Raw genomic sequence first — 18,194 nt, 5'->3', positions numbered from 1 at the left:
GCCGCTACCCGGCGTCCGTGCCCGGCGCACCGGAACCCGATGTGCCCGGCGCCCGATGTCGCCGACGCCCTCCGGTGCGGCGACGCCCTTGGGTCAGCAAGCCTAGTGACGCGTGCTCAGTGGCGCAGCAGGTCCACCTTCACATCCGCCGGGAAGCCGGTCGTCGGGCCGATCCGGCGGGCGAACTCGGCGACCGCCTCCAGTTGCGGGGTGCCGAAGCTGAAGTCGAGGGTGGTGAAGTACTGGGCGAGGGTCGCCTCGTCGAAGGCCTCCCAGCGGGCCGCCTGTTCGGCGACCTTGGCGACCTCCTCCAGGGAGAGGTTGCGGGATTCGAGGAAGGCCTCGTGGACCTGGCGGGTGATGTCCGGCTCGCGGCCGGCGTAGTCGCGGCGGGCCGCCCAGACCGCGAAGACGAACGGCAGGCCCGTCCACTCCTTCCAGAGCGTGCCGAGGTCGTGGACCTCAAGGCCGTAGCGCGGGCCGTCCAGTAGGTTCGCCCGCAGTGCCGCGTCACCGATCAGGACCGCCGCCTCCGCCTCCTGCATCATCAGGCTGAGGTCGGGCGGGCAGGTGTAGTAGTCGGGCTGGACGCCGTAGCGGTCGGCGAGCAGCAGCTGGGCGAGGCGGACGGACGTGCGCGAGGTCGAGCCCAGGGCGACCCGGCGGCCGTCCAGCTGGTCGAGCGGGACCTGCGAGACGATCACGCAGGACATCACCGGGCCGTCGCACCCGACGGCGATGTCCGGGAAGGCGACCAGGTCGTCGGCGTTCTTCAGGAACTCGACGAGGGTGACGGGACCGATGTCGAGGTCGCCGCGTACGAGCTGCTCGCTGAGCTTCTCCGGGGTGTCCTTGGTCAGCTCGAAATCGAGGAGCGTGCCGGTTCTCGCGAGCCCCCAGTAGAGGGGAAGGCAGTTCAGGAACTGGATGTGGCCGACGCGCGGCCGGGTGCGAGCATTGTCCACATCGCGAGACTAGACCCCGTCCGGCACGGTGCCGCTACCGGCCCCGCCGTCAAATGGCCCAACGGACGTTCAAACATCCGGGTGAAGTGATCTTGACCTCTATTGCTTTCGGCTGGCCGCGTGCTAGGCTCGCCGCAAGTTGCAGTTTGGTTTCCCTTGCAGTACAGAGCCTGCGGAGCATGTGACCGCGGGCTCTCGTCGTTTTCAGACGAATGCAGTTGTGCAGCACCGTTTCGCACGTGCAGGTTCTGGAGCAGGGCAACCCTTTTGAGCCCAAGGAGGGCTTATGGCTACCGGAACCGTGAAGTGGTTCAACGCCGAAAAGGGCTTTGGCTTCATCGCCCAGGAGGGCGGCGGCCCCGACGTCTTCGTTCACTACTCCGCGATCAACGCCTCCGGCTTCCGCTCCCTCGAGGAGAACCAGCAGGTGAGCTTCGACGTGACGCAGGGCCCGAAGGGTCCGCAGGCGGAGAACGTCACCCCCGTCTGATCACTGCCTGATCGCAGAACCTGAGTGCAGTACCCAAGGAGCCCCGCACCGTTCCGGTGACGGGGCTCCTGCCTTTCCCGCGCCTGCCGCGCTTTCCTGCCCCACCCCGCCCCGGCCACCGATGAATTCTGCGCGAATTCTCTACGTGTGCTGCATGACGAGGATGAAGGTCGTGCCCGGCTCCAGCGCCTCGTACGAGTGCGCGATGTCCCCCCGGTAGGTCATGTAATCGCCGGGACCGAGTTCCGCCTCCTCGCCCGCCGGCCCCGCCTTGATCCGGCCCGAGCCCACGATCAGATGCTCGACCGTGCCAGGGATGTGCGGTTCCGACACCCGGGCCGCCCCGGGCTCGGCGCTCAGCCGGTAGATGTCCCGCCGGGCCGCGGGAGGGCTCGCCGACAGCAGGGTGGCGGCATAGTTCGCCTGCGCCGAGGCGACCGCCGGACCCTCACCGGCCCGGATCACCTGGACGCTCGGCGCCGGCGGCTCCACCAGCGCGCTGAACGGCACCCCCAGCGCGACCGCGAGCGCCCACAAGGTCTCCACGTTCGGATTTCCGCTCGCCCCCTCCAACTGGGAGAGTGTGGATTTCGCGATTCCGGCGCGCTTGGCCAGCTCGGAGAGGGACAGGCCGGCGCGGGTGCGCTCGCGCTTGAGCGATGCGGCGATCCACTCCAGGGGAAGCCGGGCGGCAGGCTCGGACATGTCGTTCGCTCCATCGGTACGATCGTTCGGCTTGACGGACAGAGTGCCCTCTGTTCATTGTAGAAAACATGCGTTCGTTGCTCCGAACACCCAGTGACCGTTCACTGATCCGTGACAGCTCCCTCGTCTGGCTGGCCAGCGGTGTCGTCGGCGTCTCCTTCGGTGCCGTCTCCGTCGCCGGCGGGCTGCCGGTGTGGGTACCGGTGCTCATGTCAGTGGTGGTGTACGCCGGATCGGCCCAGTTCAGCGCGGTCGGGGTCCTGCTCGCCGGCGGCGGCCCGGTCGCCGCCGCCGCGACCGGGCTCCTGCTGAACACCCGTACGGCCGCGTTCAGTCTGGCCGTCGCCGAGATCATCGGGAGCGGGCGGGCGGCCCGCTTCCTCGGCGCCCACCTGGTCACCGACGAGACCGTGGCCTTCGCCCTCGCCCAGCCCGATCCGGTACGCCGGCGCAGGGCGTTCTGGATCTCCGGGCTCGGCCTGTTCGCCGTGTGGAACACCGGCGTGCTGGCCGGTGCGCTCGCCGGGGGCGCGCTCGGGGACACGGCCCGCTACGGCCTCGACGCCGCGTTTCCCGCCGTACTGGTGGCGCTCGTCCTGCCCCAGCTGCGGGGCGATGCGACGGTGCGGAGGTGTGCCCTGCTCGGCGCGGTCATCGCCCTCGCGGCGACGCCCGCCGTACCCGCCGGAGTGCCGGTGCTGCTCGCCCTGGCGGGACTCTTCCTGCATCGCCGACAGCCTGTGGAGGCCACCGTATGAACGCCGCCGTCGTCGTGATCCTCGCGCTGGCCGTGGGCACGTACGCCTTCCGGCTGGTGGGGCCGGTGCTGCACGGACGGGTCGAGGTACCGGCCCGGGCCCAGGAGCTGGCCTCGGCCGGGGCGGTGGTGCTGCTCGTCGCGCTGCTGGCCACCGGCGCGCTGACGGAGTCCGGTGGTTTCGCGGGCTGGGCCCGGCCCGCCGGGGTCCTGGCCGGCGGCGTACTCGCCTGGCGCCGCGCGCCCTTCGCGGTGGTGGTCCTGGGGGCGGCGGCCACGACGGCCCTGCTACGGGTGGCGGGCCTGGGCTAGGCCGCCTTCCGCCAGACCGTCAGCTCCCCCTTGAGGAAGGCGATGTCCGGCATCGCGGTCGACTTCGTCCGGATCACGAACAGCCCGATGTTCCCCTCCGCGTCCTTCAGGCAGATCTCGGTGCCGTTCGCCGCAGCGGCCAGCGGAAGGGTGTGGTTCTTCTCGTGCGCGAGCATGAGACGGCACGTGTCGAGGGTGCCGTCGCCGGGCTTGCCGAACACCTGGAGGAACACGGCGGTGTCGCTCTCCAGCTCGCAGCCGGCCGTCCTGCAGCCGAAGCGGACGTCCCCCTCGCGGTTCTTCAGCGCGTCGTCCGGGTTCCGGAGGTTCACCGAGTTCTTCGCGTCCAGCCACACCAGGGGGTAGGGGGTGGCGACCGGTTGCCGGGGCGACGCCGAGGAAAACGGCGCGGCCCCGGACGTACCGGCACCGGCCCCCGAGGCCGACGCGTGCGAGGAGCCCGGTGAGGCCGAGGAGGACACCGAGGGGCGCGCGGCCGCTCCCGCGGAGGCCGGGGAGCCGGCCGCGGCCCGGTGCCCGGGCCGGTCCTTCGCGTCCATGACCGACCACGCCAGCAATGTCACCAGCAACGCGCCCGCCACCCCGCCGGCCGAGATCAGCGCCGTGCGCCGCCGGCGGGCCTTCCCGCCCTGTGGCACCGGCCGCGTCGGGACGAGCAGCGGCTGCGTGTGCACGGGGGCGCGAGGGGCGACCGGGGCCGGAACCGCGACCTCGGGCCCGGTGATGTCCCGCCACACGGCCGGCCCGCCGCCCGAGTCGGCGTGCTCCGCCAACCGCTGCCGGCACCACTCCACCACCTCCGCCGCGGTGGCCCGCTCCGCCGGCTCGGCGTCCAGGCATCGGGCGAGCAGCGGACGCAGGGGCTCCGGCAGCAGCGACAGGTCGGGCTCGGAGTGCACGATCCGGTAGAGCACGTTGATCGCCGGGCCGTCCCCGTAGAGCGGTCGGCCCAGCGCCGCGAACGCCGCCGTCTGGCCGAGCGCGAACACGTCGGTCGCCGCCGTGGCCTCGTCCCCCGACGCCTGCTCGGGAGCCATGAACGAGGGCGTGCCGATGGCGGCGCCCGTGGCGGTGTACGCGGTGCCGTCGGCCGCCGTCGAGATGCCGAAGTCGATGACCCGCGGCCCGTCGGCGGCAAGCAGCACGTTCGACGGCTTCAGGTCCCGGTGCACGATGCCCTCGGCGTGGATGGCCTGCAGCGCCTCCGCCACCCCCGCCATCAGCCACAGCACCGCCGGCACCGGCAGCGGTCCGCGCCGGGCCACGGCCTCCGCCAGCGAAGGCCCCGGCACGTACAGCGTCGCCAGCCACGGCGGCACGCCGTCCGCGTCCGCGTCGATCAGCTCGGCGGTGTACGCGCCCCGCACCCGCCGGGCCGCCTTGATCTCCCGCGCGAACCGCCGCCGGAAGTCCGGGTCGTCCGCCAGCTCCGGCCGCACCACCTTGATCGCCACCGGTCGCCCGCCGTGCGTGTGCGACAGGTACACCCGGCCCATCCCGCCCGCGCCGAGCCGCGCGGCGAGCCGGAAGCCGGCCACCACGGCCGGATCGTCCGCCTGCAGTGGCTGGAAGACCTCCATCGCATGGGTCATCGGCCCACTTCCCCCCGTTCCGCCGAGTCGGCCAACCCCAGCAGCCTAAAGGGGTGTTAGTTCGGGCCGGTACGGTCCCTCCCCATGACCGACACCGAGGACTTCGTCACCGCCGCCCGCACCTTCTACGACACCATCGCCGACGACTACGACGACCGCTTCAAGGACGTGATGAGCCGTCTGCCGCTGGAGCGGGCCCTCCTCGGCGCCTACGCCGAACTCGTCGGCCCGGCCGGGACGGTGGCCGACCTCGGCTGTGGCCCCGGGCGGGTCACCGCCCTCCTCGCCGCCCTCGGTCTCGACGTCTTCGGACTCGACCTGTCCGAGTCCATGCTCGCCGTCGCCCGCCGCGAGCATCCCGCTCTGCGGTTCGAGCAGGGCTCGATGCTGGACCTCGACCTGGCCGACGGCTCTCTCGCCGGGGTGGTCTCCTGGTACTCCAGCATTCACACACCGGTGGACGAACTCCCGCGTCTGTTCGCCGAGTTCCACCGGGTCCTGGCTCCCGGCGGACACCTGCTGATCGCCTTCCAGGTGGGCGACCAGCCCCTGCACCTCGCCCAGCCCTTCGGGCACCCGGTGGCCCTGGACTTCCACCGCCGGCGCCCGGACCGGATCGCCGCGCTGCTCGGCGCCGCCGGGTTCGCGCTCGGCTCCACCACCGTGCGCGAACCGGACGAGGAGGCCGGGGAGTCGGTCGCACAGGCCTGCCTGTTCGCCCGGAAGGAGGGCTGACCGGGCCGCGCTCGCCCTCAGCCCACGGCCCGGAACTCCGCGCCGCTCGCCCTCAGCCCGCGGCCCGGAACTCCGCGACCGTGTCGGCGAACGCCCGGGCCGGAGGGCTGAGGGCGTCCCAGCGGCGGACGGCCCAGCCGACCGGAAGGGGGCGCAGGCCCGGCAGCGGGACGAGCCGCAGGTCGCCCTCGCCCGGTACCGGCAGCCCCGGCACGGCGGGTACGACCGCCCGGCCGACCGCCAGCTCGGCCAGCAGCAGCGCCGTGTCCCAGTCGGCGACGCTCGGGTCGTAGGTGAGCCGGACGCCCAGCTCGGCGCAGGCCGCGTCGAGGTGGACGGCGGAGGTGGAGTTGGGGGGAAGCCGGATCAGACGGACGTCCCGCAGGTCGGCGGGGTCGAGATCCGGCCGCCCGGCCAGGGGGTCGTCGGCGCGGACGGCGAGCAGCCAGGGCAGTGCGGCGACCGTCCGCTGCTCGATGCCGCGCACCGGGGAGCCGACGGTGATCCAGGCGAGGTCCAGGGTGCCGTCGGCCAGCGCGTCGAAGGTGCCGCGTCCCGAACTGACCGTCCGGAACTCCAGGTTGACCTTGGGGTGGCGGCGGCGGAAGGTGACCACCGCGTCGGACATGAAGTGCCGGACCGTGGTGGCACCGGTGGCGACGCGGACGTGGCCGCTGTGGCCGTCGACGAGGTCGCGCAGCCGGCGTACCGCGAGGTCGAGGCCGGATATGCCCTCGGCCGCCGCCGCTTCCAGGATCCGCCCGGCCTGGGTGAGGGCGACTCCTCGCGGTTGCCGTTCCAGCAGCGCGACCCCTGTCTCCCGCTCCAGGCGCTTGACGTGCTGGCTGACGGCGGACTGGGTGCAGCCGAGGTCCCGCGCGACGGAGCTGAGGCTGCCGGCGCGGCACACGGCCACGAACACGCGGAGGTCTTCGAGGGTCACAACCCCCAAGCTAACACTTGGGGTTGCCGAGAAAACCCAAGGATTGACTGGCTGTTGAGGTCGTACGAGGATCGATGCCGGGCCGCGACCGACCCAGGCGGCAACCCGCTCCCCGCCCCGCCGAGTCCGGACCGAGGCGGGATCAGCGAGGAGCGGGTGTCGACCGATCGCCGTGCCCCGCGCGGGCGTGCGGCCTCAGTTCCCGTACAGGCTCTCCACCTCGCGGGAGAAGTCCCGTGTGATCGCCTCGCGGCGGAGCTTCATGGAAGGCGTCAGATGCCCTGCCTCCTCGGTGAAGTCCACGGGCAGGACGGCGAAGCGGCGGATGGACTCGGGGCGGGACACCAGCTTGTTGGCCTCGTCGATCGCGCGCTGCAGGACCGCTTCCAGCTCCGGGTCGCCCACGAGGAGTTCCGGTGGCACCGGGTGCTTGCCGATCATCTGCCGCCAGTGGGTGATGCCGTCGGGGTCGAGGGTGATCAGCGCGCTCACGTACGGGCGTGCGTCGCCGACCAGCATCACCTGGGAGATCAGCGGGTGCTGGCGCAGCCAGTTCTCCAGCGGCGCCGGGGCCACCGACTTGCCGCCCGCCGTGATCAGCAGTTCCTTCTTGCGGCCGGTGATGGTGAGGTAGCCCTCGTCGTCCAGTTCGCCGAGGTCGCCGGTGGCCAGCCAGCCGTCCCTCGTCGCGGGGACGACGCCGCCGGCCTGCGGGTCCCAGTAGCCGCGCAGGACGTGGTCGCCGGCGACGAGGATCTCGCCGTCGGCAGCGATCCGGACCCGGGTGCCGGGCAGCGGCCAGCCGACCGTGCCCAGGCGGGGTTTGAGGGGCGGGGTGACGGTCGTGGCGCCGGTCGTCTCCGTCAGGCCGTAGCCCTCGAATATCTCGATGCCGGCGCCGGCGTAGAACGCGGCGAGGCGGCGGCCGAGCGGGGAGCCGCCGCAGATGGCGTACCGGACGCGACCGCCCATGGCGGTGCGGATCTTGCGGTAGACGAGCGGGTCGTAGAAGCTGCGGGCCGTCTTCAGGGAGCGGCTCGGGCCGCTGCCGCTGCCGGTCTGCCGGGCCTCCAGCGCCTCGCCGTAGCGCCGGGCGACGGTGGTGGCCCGGTCGAAGGCCGCGACCCGGCCGCCGGACTCGGCCTTCGCGCGGGCCGAGTTGTAGACCTTCTCCAGCATGTACGGGATGGTCAGCAGGGCGGTCGGTCTGAAGGCCGCGAGGTCCGGCAGCAGGTCCTCGGCGGCCAGGCTCGGGGCGTGGCCGAGGCGGACCCGGGCGCGGACGCAGGCGATGGCCACCATGCGTCCGAAGACATGGGACATCGGCAGGAACAGCAGGACGGACGGCTCCTCGTCCTGGGCCTTGAAGACCGGGTGGAGCAGCTCGATGGCGTTGTCGACCTCGGCGAAGAAGTTGCCGTGCGAGAGGGCGCAGCCCTTGGGGCGGCCGGTGGTGCCGGAGGTGTAGATGAGGGTGGCGAGGGTGTCGGGGCCCAGCATGCCGCGCCGTACGGCGATCTCGGCGTCCGGCACCTGTACGCCGGCCTCTGCGAGCCGGGTCACGTGCTCCTTGTCCATCACCCACAGGTGGCGCAGGTCGGGCAGGTGCGGCAGTTCGGGGCCGATGGCGGTGGCCTGGGCGGTGGTCTCGGTGAGCAGGGCGACGGCGCCGGAGTCGTGCAGGATCCAGCGGGTCTGGAAGACCGACGAGGTGGGGTAGATCGGCACGGTGACCAGGCCGGCGGCCCAGGCGGCGAAGTCGAGCAGCGTCCACTCGTACGTCGTGCGGGCCATGACGGCGACACGGTCACCCGGCACCAGCCCCTCGGCGATCAGCCCCTTGGCCACCGCGCGCACCTGCTCGGCGAAGTGCGCGGCCGTGACGTCCGCCCAGCGGCCGTCGGGCAGGCGGCGGCTGAGCACGACGGAGGCGGGGGCCGTCTCCGCGTTGTCGAACGGCAGGTCCGCGAGGGAACCGTGCTTCACCGGGGCCGCGAACGGCGGTACCGACACCTCCCGCACGGCGCCGTCGAGCCGTTGCACCGAGGGTTCCACGAGGACCGGACGGCCGTCGTAGTCGGTGGCGGAGACGGGGGCGCCGGAGGAGGCGGGGTCGTGCGGGTACGGGGTGGACACGGGCGGCTCCTCTGGCGTGCGTGCACCTGCGGCGCCTTGGCGGAAAGGGGTTACCGCAGGTTAGGGAGGTGATCGTACGGCTCCACCGTGAGGGGATTGTGCGGGTCCGGAGGTGGTCCCGGGCCGGGGGTGTGCAGCCTCGGGGGTTATGTGAGGGGGATTCAACTTCCATGCCGAGGGGGGACTTCGACGGGCCCGTCTCGACCTCCCCTCCCCCTGTGACGTAGGCTTACCGGCGGTAACCTTACTCCAGAGTAAGCAGTGGGGGCAGGACATGGCAGACCACCATCCGCGCTTCACCGGCCGCACCGTGGGCCAGAGCCCGCTGGGGGGGATGACCACCGTCACCCTGGCCGCCGCCCCCGCGCCGGCCCCGCTGCTGGCCCGGGGCGTCCTGCGCTCCCCCTTCAAACGCCCCTCCCCCGAGGCCGGCTTCCCGCGCGCCCGTCTGGTGCTGCCCGGGGTGCGGCTCGACCTGGCCCGGCTGGCCGCCTACGAGCGCGTCTGCGGTTTCCCCACCGGCGACGACGCCCTCCCGGTCACCTATCCGCACGTCCTCGGCTTCCCGCTGGCCATGCGGCTGATGAGCGACCGGGCCTTTCCGCTGCCCCTGCCGGGTCTGGTCCACACGTCGATCGAGATCACCGGACACACGCCCCTTCCGGCGACCGGCGTGTACGAACTCGCCGTCCACGTCGAAGGACTGGCCCCGCACCGGCGCGGCACCGAAGCCACGGTGGTCACGGGGGTGCGGGCCGACGGGGAGGTCGTATGGGAGTCGCGGAGCACATACCTCGCGCGGCACCGGACCGACGTGTCCGGGCAGTCACCCGCCGCGCCGGCGCCACCGCTTCCGGTGCGGGCCGAGTGGCGGCTCGCCGGGGACGTCGGCCGGCGGTACGGCGCCGCCTCCGGCGACCGCAACCCCATCCACCTGCATCCCTTCACCGCCCGCCTCTTCGGCTTCCCACGGGCCATCGCGCACGGCATGTGGACGGTCGCCCGCTGCGTGGCCGCCCACGGAGTCCCGGACAGGGCGGTGGTCCGGGCCTGGTTCCGGGCGCCGGTGCTGCTGCCCGCGACGCTGAGCTACGGTGCGGACGGCACCGGCCGGTTCGAGCTGCGGGGGCCGGACGGGAGGCTACACCTCTCCGGAGGGGCATGGCCGCTGGGGGCGGAGGCGGTGGGCTAGGCGCCACCCCGCGCCCGGCAGCGGCGAGGCGCTCCCCGCGGCGCTAGACCTCCGCCGGCGGAACCCAGGGACGCCCCCGCATCAGGTTGCCCAGGCCCGCCCAGGCGACGTTCATCAAGGTGACCGTCACCGACCGGGCGGTGACTCCGGGCGTGGCGTTGGCCCAGGAGGCCAGTGACTCCGCCGCGCCGACCAGCGCCTCGGCGAGCCCCGCGACCTCGTGCTCGGCGAGATCGGGATCTCGGTGCGCCTCGCGTGCGGCGACGGCGACCAGCCGGGTCACGAACGCGACGATCTCCTCGCGCATCGCGGCGACCTCGCCCGCGAAGGGCTCCCCGTGCGTACGGGCCTGGAGGTGCAGCACCGACCAGGCGTCGGGGTGCTCGGCGGTGTGCGCGAAGAAGGCCTGCAACCCGTCCCACAGCTGGCGGTCGACGGGCAGGTCGGTGCGGACCCCGGCGCGGACGGCCTGCGTCAGCGCGGTGGCCTCGCGCCGGATGCAGGCGGTGAAGAGGTCTTCCTTGGAGTTCAGGTACAGATAGACCAACGGCTTCGACACGCCCGCGAGTTCGGCGATCTCGTCCATCGAGGCGGCCATGTAGCCGCGTTGGCCGAAGATCCGCACGGCGGCGTCGAGCATCTGCTGCTCCCGCACCGCACGCGGCATCCGTCTGGTCTTCGCCCCACCCATGGGGCAAGACTAATTGCGGCCCAGGGCGCCGGGAGCCGTCCCGTCGGTCAGGAGGGCTGGCCCTGTGCCCGGGCGGTGTCGTCGGCGAGGTCCTCCTGGTTGCGGTTGGCGTCCAGGTTCGCCTTCATCCGGTCGACGCGGTTCACGATGTGCACCGAGGCCCGGTCCCGCTCCTTGCGCAGCACCACCCAGCTGATCGGCGCCGACAGCACCAGCGACAGCAGCAGCACCCACAGGAAGTTGGAGCTGCCGAAACCGCGCGGGAAGATGCCGGAGTAGACGGCTCCCCAGACGACCACGAGGCAGCCGGCGAAGATGCCGAGGCGCATCAGCGTGTAGCGGAGCATCTCAATCCACTCGTCCGATTCCAAAAGGGGTCATCGTCCAGTGAAGCACGCCCGCGACGGGATCTTGCAAGGGGGTCAGCCGAGGGGCAGCAGCATGATCACGTCGTCGCGGTCGTCGCCGGGTGCCACCCGGATGGCGCCCGGCACCCGGCCGACCTCCTTGTAGCCGCAGGAGCCGTAGAACCGCTCCAGACCCAGACCGCCCCGGCAGGTCAGCCGTATCGCGTCGACGCCGTCGAAGGCGCGGGCCGCGTCCGCGGCGGCCGCCAGCAGGTCGCGGCCGTACCCCTTGCCCTGGTGCCTGGGGTGGACCATCACCGTGTACAGCCACACCCAGTGCTTCTGCAGCCGGTGCGTGTTGAAGGAGAAGAAGGCGGTCGCGGCCGGCCGGCCCGTCTCGTCGCAGCCGACGAGCAGCCGGTGGCGGCCCTCGGCCATGGCCACGAAGTGCTTCACCAGTTCCGGCCGGACGTCCTCCCGGCCGACCGGCGGTACGAAGCCGACGGCGCCGCCCGCGTTGGAGACGTCCGTCCACAGGTCGAGGACGCCGTCGCGCAAGGTGGGAGTGATGGCGGGGTCCAGAGTGAAGGTAAGCGGCATTTGGGCACTGTACCTATTACCCAAGGGCGCGCGCAGCCACTTTCAGATCGGCGACGAGCCCCTGGTACGCGGCCTTCCTGTCCTCGTCGTCCTGCGTCCGCAGCACCGACGACGGGTGCACGGTCGGCACCAGCCGCTCCGGCCGCCCGTGGATCTCCTCCTCCAGCACCGTCCCGCGGACCTCGCCCACCCGGAACGACGACCCCAGCAGCGCCTTGCCGGCGGTCGCGCCCAGCACCACGATCAACTCGGGCTCGACCAGCGCCAGCTCCGCCGCGAGCCACGGCCCGCACGCGGTCATCTCCCGCAGGCTCGGCGCCTTGTGGATCCGGCGCTTGCGGGGCTCGGCCCGGGTGAACTTGAAGTGCTTGACCGCGTTGGTGACGTACGCGTCCGCCGGGTCTATGCCGGCCTCCTCCAGGGCGCGGTCGAGCAGTCTTCCCGCGGGACCGACGAACGGCTTGCCCTGGCGGTCCTCCTGGTCACCGGGCTGTTCCCCGACGAGCATCACGCGCGCGTGCGCGTCGCCCGCGCCGAACACCGTCTGCGTGGCGTCCCGGTGCAGGGGGCAGCCCCGGCAGCCGGCCGCGGCCCTGCGCAGGGCGGACAGACCGGCGCCCTCCGGGACGAAAGGCGCCGCCGTGTAGGCGTCTTCGGGGGCAGTCGTACGGGAACTCACCGCTGCCGGGTACCCCCTCAGGACGCCCTGTTCACACCCGCATCGGCTGGGGGGACTCGCGGCGCGCCGGGTCGGGGCCGTCGTACTCGCGGATGATCTCGTACCGCGTGTTCCGCTCCACCGGGCGGAAACCGGCGTCCCGGATCAGGTCCAGCAGGTCGTCACGGGTCAGCTTGTTCGGCGTGCCGTAGTTGTCCGCGTCGTGCGTGATCTTGTACTCGACGACCGAGCCGTCCATGTCGTCCGCGCCGTGCTGCAGGGCCAGCTGGGCGGTCTGCACGCCGTGCATGACCCAGAAGACCTTCACGTGCGGGACGTTGTCGAAGAGGAGCCGGGAGACCGCGAAGGTCTTCAGCGCCTCCGCGCCGGTCGCCATCTGGGTACGGGCCTGAAGGCGGTTACGGATCTTGCCGTCCTTCATGTCCACGAAGTCGTGCTGGTAGCGCAGCGGAATGAAGACCTGGAAGCCGTTCGTCTCGTCCTGCAGCTCGCGGAGCCGCAGAACGTGGTCGACGCGGTGCCTCGGCTCCTCGATGTGCCCGTAGAGCATGGTGCACGGGGTCTTCAGACCCTTCTCGTGCGCCAGGCGGTGGATCCTGGACCAGTCCTCCCAGTGGGTCCTGTGGTCCACGATGTGCTGCCGGACCTCCCAGTCGAAGATCTCGGCTCCGCCGCCGGTGAGGGACTCCAGGCCCGCGTCGATCAGCTCGTCCAGGATCTCCGAGGCCGACAGACCGCTGATCGTCTCGAAGTGGTGGATCTCCGTCGCCGTGAAGGCCTTCAGCGAGACGTGCGGCAGGGCGGCCTTCAGCTCGCGCAGGGAGCGCGGGTAGTAGCGCCACGGCAGGTTGGGGTGCAGGCCGTTGACGATGTGCAGCTCGGTGAGGTTCTCCGACTCCATCGCCTTGGCGAGCTTGACGGCCTCCTCGATGCGCATCGTGTACGCGTCCTTCTCCCCCGGCTTGCGCTGGAAGGAGCAGTAGGCGCAGGAGGCCGTGCACACGTTGGTCATGTTCAGGTGCCGGTTGACGTTGAAGTGCACGACGTCACCGTTCTTGCGGGTGCGCACCTCGTGGGCGAGGCCGCCGAGCCACGCCAGGTCGTCCGACTCGTACAGCGCGATGCCGTCCTCGCGAGTCAGCCGCTCACCGGAGCGGACCTTCTCCTCCAGCTCGCGCTTGAGCCCGACGTCCATACCCACACCTTTCTACGACAGCCCGACCAACCGTATCCCTAGACCTCTTCGGGCAGCTCCCCGACCCGGTTCTCCCACTTCGTGGACAGCACGATGGTGGTACGGGTACGCGAGACGCCCTTGGTGCCGCTGAGCCGCCGGATGGTCCTCTCCAGACCGTCCACGTCGGACGAGCGCACCTTGAGCATGTAGGAGTCGTCGCCGGCGATGAACCAGCAGTCCTCGATCTCCGGCAGGTCCCGCAGCCGCTGGGCGACGTCCTCGTGGTCGGCCGCGTCGGAGAGCGAGATGCCGATCAGCGCGGTGACGCCGAGGCCGAGCGAGGCCGCGTTCACCGTGGCGCGGTAACCGGTGATGACACCGGCCGCTTCCAGCCGGTTGATGCGGTCGGTGACGCTCGGGCCCGACAGGCCGACGAGGCGCCCCAGCTCCGCGTAGGAGGCCCGGCCGTTCTCCCTCAGGGCCTGGATGAGCTGCCTGTCCACCGCGTCCATGCGATCGAAGCCTTCCGCTGAAGAGTTCCGAGTTGATGAGAGGTACTGCGACGTGCCCGGCCGAACCGCTGGTCCGTCAGTCCGCCGAACCGCCGCCCAGCTCGCCCCGCCACCGCCGGTACAGGCCGTGCGCGACACCGGCCGCGTCCAGCACCCGTCCGGCGACGAAGTCCACCAGGTCCTGGATGTGCGTGGCGCCCGCGTAGAAGGCGGGCGAGGCCGGTACGACGGTGGCACCGGCGTCGTCCAGCGCGACCAGGTGACGCAGGGTCTGCCCGTTCAGCGGCGTCTCCCGCACCGAGACGACCAGCGTCCGGCGCTCCTTCAGGGTGACGCTCGCCGCACGCTGCAGCAGGTCCTTTGAGAGCCCGAGCGCCACACCGGCCACGCAGGCGGTGGAGGCGGGCACGATGAGCATCCCCTTCGCCGCGTACGACCCGGAGGACGGACCGGCGGCGAGGTCGCCCGCGCTCCAGTGCCGCATCCCGCTGATGTCCACGTCGAAGGTCCCGGGCTTGCCGTCGGCGCCCCGGGCCAGCCATTCCCGCAGGTCGTCCTGCCAGTGGGCGTCGCGGAACGAGATCCCCGTCTCGTCCAGCAGCGTCAGCCGCGAGGCCCGGCTGACCACCAGGTCGACCGCCTCGCCCGCCTCCAGCAGCGCCCGCAGCACGGCTGCCGCATACGGCGTCCCGGAAGCACCGGACACCCCCACGATCCAAGGCACGCGCTGCGTTTCTCCTGCGTTCACACCTTGAGCGTACCGGTCGGTCGGGAGTTGCTCAGGCCGGGTGGCCCGGGGTTCGTCAGACGGTCAGACCGCGGACCAGGAGATCAAGCAGGGCGCACACGAACAGGGCAATGCCGATGAAGCCGTTGACCGAGAAGAACGCCCTGTTGAGGCGGGACAGGTCGTGGGGGCGGACGATGCGGTGTTCGTAGACGAAGGCGCCCGCGACGATCAGCAGGCCCAGCCAGAAGAAGGCACCGGCATCCGTGGCCACCGCGTACCAGACGAACAGGGCCGTGGTGATCGTGTGGCAGGCCCGCGCGCCCCAGATCGCCGCCGGGATGCCGAAGCGGGCCGGGACCGACAGGACGCCGATCTCCCGGTCGGTCTCGACGTCCTGGCAGGCGTAGATCAGGTCGAAACCGCCGATCCAGATGCCGACCGCGAGGCCGAGGATCACCGCGTCCCGGTTCCAGGAGCCGGAGACGGCGAGCCAGCCGCCGACGGGTCCCATGGCCTGGGCGAGACCGAGGATGGCCTGCGGGAAGTTCGTGAAGCGTTTGCCGTAGGGGTAGACCACCATCGGGATGACGGCCACCGGGGCGAGAGCCAGGCACAGCGGGTTGAGCAGGGCCGCCGCGCCCAGGAAGACCACCAGGGCGATCAGGGCGCCCGTCCAGGCGTGCCGGACCGACATCGCGCCGGTCACCAGTTCCCGGTGGGCCGTGCGCGGGTTCCGGGCGTCGATCTCACGGTCGATGATCCGGTTGACCGCCATCGCGAACGTGCGCAGGCCGACCATGCAGATGGTGACCAGCAGCAGCCGGCCCCAGTGGATGGTGCGGTCCCCTTCGTACATCGCCGTGAGGGAGGCGATGTAGGCGAAGGGGAGCGCGAAGACCGAGTGCTCGATCATCACCAGGCGCAGGAAGGCTTTGGTGCGTCCCGGCTGCGGGATCGCTGCGGAGGCGCTGCTCACAGGCCGTACTCCTTCCAGCGGCGGTCCACCAGGGCCGCCGTGTCGGGGTCGGAGAGGACCATGTCCGGCCAGCCCCCGTCCCGGGTGTAGCCCTCCTCCGGCCACTTCTTCGTGGCGTCGATCCCCGCCTTGCCACCCCAGAACTGCTGGTAGGAGGCGTGGTCGAGGTGGTCGACGGGGCCTTCGACGACCGTGAGGTCACGGGCGTAGTCGGTGTTGCCGAGGGCCCGCCAGGCGACCTCGTGCAGGTCGTGCACGTCGCAGTCGGAGTCCACGACCACGATCAGTTTGGTCAGGGACATCATGTGCGCCCCCCAGACCGCGTGCATCACCTTCTGCGCGTGCTTCGGGTACTTCTTGTCGATCGAGACGATCGCGCAGTTGTGGAAGCCGCCGGCCTCGGGCAGGTGGTAGTCCACGATGTCCGGGACGATGACCTTCAGCAGGGGGAGGAAGAACCGCTCCGTCGCCCTGCCCAGCGGGCCGTCCTCCGTGGGCGGGCGGCCCACGACGATCGACTGCAGCAGCGGGCGCCTGCGCATCGTCACGCAGTCGATCCTCAGCGCCGGGAAAGGCTCCTGAGGGGTGTAGAAACCGGTGTGGTCGCCGAAGGGGCCCTCGGGCAGCATCTCGCCCGGCTCCAGCCAGCCCTCCAGGACGACCTCGGCCTGGGCCGGCACCTGCAGGGGCACCGTCTTGCAGTCGACCATCTCGATCCGCTTGCCCGCGATGAACCCGGCGAAGAGGTACTCGTCGATGTCGCCGGGCAGCGGGGCGGTGGAGGCGTAGGTGACGGCCGGGGGGCAGCCGAAGGCGATGGCGACGGGCAGCCGCTCCCCCCGGCGCGCGGCCACCTGGTAGTGGTTGCGGCTGTCCTTGTGGATCTGCCAGTGCATGCCGATGGTGCGCCGGTCGTGGCGCTGGAGGCGGTACAGCCCGAGGTTGCGGACGCCCGTCTCCGGGTCCTTGGTGTGCGTGAGGCCCAGGTTGAAGAAGGAGCCGCCGTCCTGGGGCCAGGTGAACAGTGCCGGGAGCCGGTCGAGGTCCACCTCGTCCCCGTGCAGGACGACCTCCTGGGCGGGAGCCTCCTTGACCTTCTTCGGCGGCACGTGCGTCATCGCGCCGAGCTTGCCGAAGGCCTCGCGCACGCCGACGAAGCCGTGCGGCAGCTCGGGCCGCAGCAGGCCGCCGATCTTCTCGGAGATCTCGCCGTACGACTTCAGGCCGAGCGCCTTCAGCAGCCGCCGGTCGGTGCCGAAGACGTTCATCGCGAGGGGCATCGCCGAGCCCTTCACGTTCTCGAAGAGGAGGGCCGGACCGCCGGACTTCTGCACCCGGTCGACGATCTCCCCGACTTCCAGACAGGGGTCGACCTCGGCCTTGATGCGCTTGAGGTCGCCCTCGCGCTCCAGCGCCCGCAGCAGGGAGCGAAGATCGTCGTAAGCCATGCGGTCAAGTATCGCCGACCTACCCCTTCGTCCCTGCGCCCACCCCTGCCCCGCGGGGGTGCGGCGCGGCTGGGATACTCGGCGATCATGAGACGTCGTCGCGTGTTACGGCTCCTGGTCCCGCTGTTCGCGCTCGCCGCGTGCGCGCCCCCGCAGGACACGGCCGGCTCCGCCGCATCCCCGGTGCGCCACTTCGCGGCCGCCGACCGTGAGGCAGCCCCCGACCTCGCCGGCACCGCGCTCGACGGCGGCCGGATCCGGCTGTCCGACTACCGCGGCAAGGTCGTCGTCCTCAACGTCTGGGCCGCCTGGTGCGGCCCCTGTCGTGCCGAGGCGCCCGAACTCTCCGAGGCCCAGCGGCACCTGGCGGCCAAGGGCGTCCAGGTGCTGGGCGTGGACACCGACGCCGACCGGTCCCAGGGCCGGGCGTTCGCCGGCGATCACCGGCTGGCCTACCCGAGCCTGCACGACCCCGGCAGCCGGCAGCTCGTCCACCGGCTGCCCGCGAAGTACCAGACGTCGACGCTGCCGTACACGCTGTTCATCGACCGGGACGGGAAGGTCGCCGCGCAGGGCCTGGTCAGGCTCAGCGAGGCGGACGTGCGCACGATCACGCGCCCGCTGCTCGCCGAGAAGACGCACGGGAGGCGCTGAGCGCGGCTCAGCGGGCGGCCAGGCAGTGGTCGGTCTGCCGCACCGGCGCGACCAGCCGGCTCAGCCGCATCAGCACGGTGTCGGTCTGCCGTACCGAGTCCGCGAGCGTGATCTCGACGGCGGGCCGGCGGCCGTAGGTGACGAGGACGTCGTGTCCGTCGCGCGCGGCGGTCTCGCGCAGCACCCAGTCGACGCCGTTCACGGCGATGCACGGGTCCTTCGTCTGGGCGGGCGGGTTGAGGCCGCAGCGCAGGCGGACCCGCCCGTGGCCCCAGGCCGTGAGTCCCTCGTAACTGACCGGGTCGCGCCGGTCGCCGTCCAGACGGTCCGGGTAGTGCGCGGCGATCCGGGCGCATGCCGGGTCCTTCGCCAGCGGCCCCTGCCGCATGCCGAACACCGGCGAGGCCAGCTCCCGGGCGACCAGCACACCACCGAGGGCCAGCCCCCCGGCGGCCACCGCGGCCGCCGCCCGCCTCCTGCGCGCACGCGTCCTCATCGCAGCCGCCTTTCCCCCGGTCCCCGGGCAGCGATC

Annotated in this window: 21 protein-coding genes; 6 read left to right on the top strand and 15 right to left on the bottom strand. The window is 71.8% G+C overall.

All coding sequences use genetic code 11. From position 1 onward, the window contains the following. Positions 1 to 116 precede the first annotated feature (116 nt). Positions 117 to 965: a menaquinone biosynthetic enzyme MqnA/MqnD family protein gene (locus IO33_RS0119990; protein WP_031166852.1), complete on the bottom strand. Its 849-nt coding sequence runs from the start codon at positions 963 to 965 to the stop codon at positions 117 to 119. Between the two features lie 286 nt (positions 966 to 1,251). Between IO33_RS0119990 and IO33_RS0119985 the strand changes: the two genes are divergently transcribed. Further along, complete coding sequence (locus IO33_RS0119985; protein WP_003992177.1) at positions 1,252 to 1,455, top strand: cold-shock protein; 204 nt, start codon at positions 1,252 to 1,254, stop codon at positions 1,453 to 1,455. A gap of 141 nt (positions 1,456 to 1,596) precedes the next feature. On the opposite strand, the gene IO33_RS0119980 is transcribed toward IO33_RS0119985, so the two are convergent. Next, positions 1,597 to 2,160: a helix-turn-helix domain-containing protein gene (locus IO33_RS0119980; RefSeq protein ID WP_031166850.1), complete on the bottom strand. Its 564-nt coding sequence runs from the start codon at positions 2,158 to 2,160 to the stop codon at positions 1,597 to 1,599. A 68-nt stretch (positions 2,161 to 2,228) separates the two neighbouring features. Between IO33_RS0119980 and IO33_RS0119975 the strand changes: the two genes are divergently transcribed. Further along, positions 2,229 to 2,918, top strand: a complete 690-nt coding sequence (locus IO33_RS0119975; protein WP_031166849.1) for an AzlC family ABC transporter permease — start codon at positions 2,229 to 2,231, stop codon at positions 2,916 to 2,918. Continuing rightward, the gene (locus IO33_RS0119970; RefSeq protein WP_031166847.1) at positions 2,915 to 3,229 is read left to right on the top strand and encodes an AzlD domain-containing protein; all 315 of its coding nucleotides are present in this window, start codon (positions 2,915 to 2,917) and stop codon (positions 3,227 to 3,229) included. The genes IO33_RS0119975 and IO33_RS0119970 overlap by 4 nt, the downstream gene beginning before the upstream one ends. Here IO33_RS0119970 and IO33_RS0119965 read toward each other — a convergent pair. Continuing rightward, positions 3,226 to 4,842: a serine/threonine-protein kinase gene (locus IO33_RS0119965; RefSeq protein ID WP_031166844.1), complete on the bottom strand. Its 1,617-nt coding sequence runs from the start codon at positions 4,840 to 4,842 to the stop codon at positions 3,226 to 3,228. The two genes, IO33_RS0119970 and IO33_RS0119965, sit on opposite strands and share 4 nt — an antisense overlap. Before the next feature lie 84 nt (positions 4,843 to 4,926). Between IO33_RS0119965 and IO33_RS0119960 the strand changes: the two genes are divergently transcribed. Beyond that, entirely contained in the window at positions 4,927 to 5,577 is a 651-nt protein-coding gene (locus IO33_RS0119960; RefSeq protein ID WP_031166842.1) for a class I SAM-dependent methyltransferase, read from the top strand. 52 nt (positions 5,578 to 5,629) lie between these two features. Here IO33_RS0119960 and IO33_RS0119955 read toward each other — a convergent pair whose 3' ends face one another. Next, complete coding sequence (locus tag IO33_RS0119955; RefSeq protein WP_031166840.1) at positions 5,630 to 6,520, bottom strand: LysR family transcriptional regulator; 891 nt, start codon at positions 6,518 to 6,520, stop codon at positions 5,630 to 5,632. A 195-nt stretch (positions 6,521 to 6,715) separates the two neighbouring features. After that, the gene (locus IO33_RS0119950; RefSeq protein ID WP_031166838.1) at positions 6,716 to 8,656 is read right to left on the bottom strand and encodes an AMP-dependent synthetase/ligase; all 1,941 of its coding nucleotides are present in this window, start codon (positions 8,654 to 8,656) and stop codon (positions 6,716 to 6,718) included. 334 nt (positions 8,657 to 8,990) lie between these two features. Here IO33_RS0119950 and IO33_RS0119945 point away from each other — a divergent pair, with 334 nt between their 5' ends. Beyond that, on the top strand, positions 8,991 to 9,848 hold the full coding sequence (locus IO33_RS0119945; protein ID WP_031166835.1) for a MaoC family dehydratase: 858 nt from the start codon (positions 8,991 to 8,993) through the stop codon (positions 9,846 to 9,848). Between the two features lie 43 nt (positions 9,849 to 9,891). Here IO33_RS0119945 and IO33_RS0119940 read toward each other — a convergent pair whose 3' ends face one another. From IO33_RS0119940 to IO33_RS0119900, 9 genes are all read right to left on the bottom strand, one after another. After that, a complete protein-coding gene (locus IO33_RS0119940; RefSeq protein ID WP_031166833.1) occupies positions 9,892 to 10,539 on the bottom strand; it encodes a TetR/AcrR family transcriptional regulator in 648 nt (215 codons plus the stop codon). A 47-nt stretch (positions 10,540 to 10,586) separates the two neighbouring features. Further along, the gene (locus IO33_RS0119935) at positions 10,587 to 10,886 is read right to left on the bottom strand and encodes a DUF4229 domain-containing protein (RefSeq protein WP_031166831.1); all 300 of its coding nucleotides are present in this window, start codon (positions 10,884 to 10,886) and stop codon (positions 10,587 to 10,589) included. Between the two features lie 75 nt (positions 10,887 to 10,961). Next, complete coding sequence (locus IO33_RS0119930; protein ID WP_031166829.1) at positions 10,962 to 11,486, bottom strand: GNAT family N-acetyltransferase; 525 nt, start codon at positions 11,484 to 11,486, stop codon at positions 10,962 to 10,964. Positions 11,487 to 11,502: 16 nt separating this feature from the next. Beyond that, entirely contained in the window at positions 11,503 to 12,165 is a 663-nt protein-coding gene (locus IO33_RS0119925; protein WP_031166826.1) for a UdgX family uracil-DNA binding protein, read from the bottom strand. Positions 12,166 to 12,196: 31 nt separating this feature from the next. Then, complete coding sequence (mqnE, locus tag IO33_RS0119920; RefSeq protein WP_031166824.1) at positions 12,197 to 13,360, bottom strand: aminofutalosine synthase MqnE; 1,164 nt, start codon at positions 13,358 to 13,360, stop codon at positions 12,197 to 12,199. Between the two features lie 38 nt (positions 13,361 to 13,398). Beyond that, positions 13,399 to 13,854, bottom strand: coding sequence for an Lrp/AsnC family transcriptional regulator (locus tag IO33_RS0119915; RefSeq protein ID WP_031166822.1), 456 nt, complete (start codon positions 13,852 to 13,854; stop codon positions 13,399 to 13,401). Between the two features lie 76 nt (positions 13,855 to 13,930). Continuing rightward, positions 13,931 to 14,578, bottom strand: a complete 648-nt coding sequence (locus IO33_RS0119910) for a UbiX family flavin prenyltransferase (protein WP_031166820.1) — start codon at positions 14,576 to 14,578, stop codon at positions 13,931 to 13,933. A gap of 79 nt (positions 14,579 to 14,657) precedes the next feature. Next, positions 14,658 to 15,560, bottom strand: a complete 903-nt coding sequence (mqnP, locus tag IO33_RS0119905; RefSeq protein WP_031166818.1) for a menaquinone biosynthesis prenyltransferase MqnP — start codon at positions 15,558 to 15,560, stop codon at positions 14,658 to 14,660. Next, positions 15,557 to 17,008, bottom strand: a complete 1,452-nt coding sequence (locus IO33_RS0119900; RefSeq protein WP_031166816.1) for a menaquinone biosynthesis decarboxylase — start codon at positions 17,006 to 17,008, stop codon at positions 15,557 to 15,559. Before IO33_RS0119900 ends, mqnP begins: the two co-directional genes overlap by 4 nt. An 87-nt stretch (positions 17,009 to 17,095) precedes the next feature. Between IO33_RS0119900 and IO33_RS0119895 the strand changes: the two genes are divergently transcribed. After that, the gene (locus tag IO33_RS0119895) at positions 17,096 to 17,662 is read left to right on the top strand and encodes a TlpA family protein disulfide reductase (protein ID WP_037685702.1); all 567 of its coding nucleotides are present in this window, start codon (positions 17,096 to 17,098) and stop codon (positions 17,660 to 17,662) included. A 7-nt stretch (positions 17,663 to 17,669) separates the two neighbouring features. Here the strand turns inward: IO33_RS0119895 and IO33_RS0119890 are convergent, their stop codons facing one another. Then, positions 17,670 to 18,158 (bottom strand): DUF3515 family protein, encoded by a 489-nt coding sequence (locus IO33_RS0119890; protein ID WP_031166812.1) that lies wholly within the window; start codon positions 18,156 to 18,158, stop codon positions 17,670 to 17,672. Between the last annotated feature and the right edge of the window lie 36 nt (positions 18,159 to 18,194).

This window comes from Streptomyces durhamensis (genome assembly GCF_000725475.1).
Lineage (GTDB): Bacteria > Actinomycetota > Actinomycetes > Streptomycetales > Streptomycetaceae > Streptomyces > Streptomyces filipinensis.
Note: the sequence above shows the minus strand (reverse complement) of the source record. Positions and strands in the feature narration are given on the sequence as shown.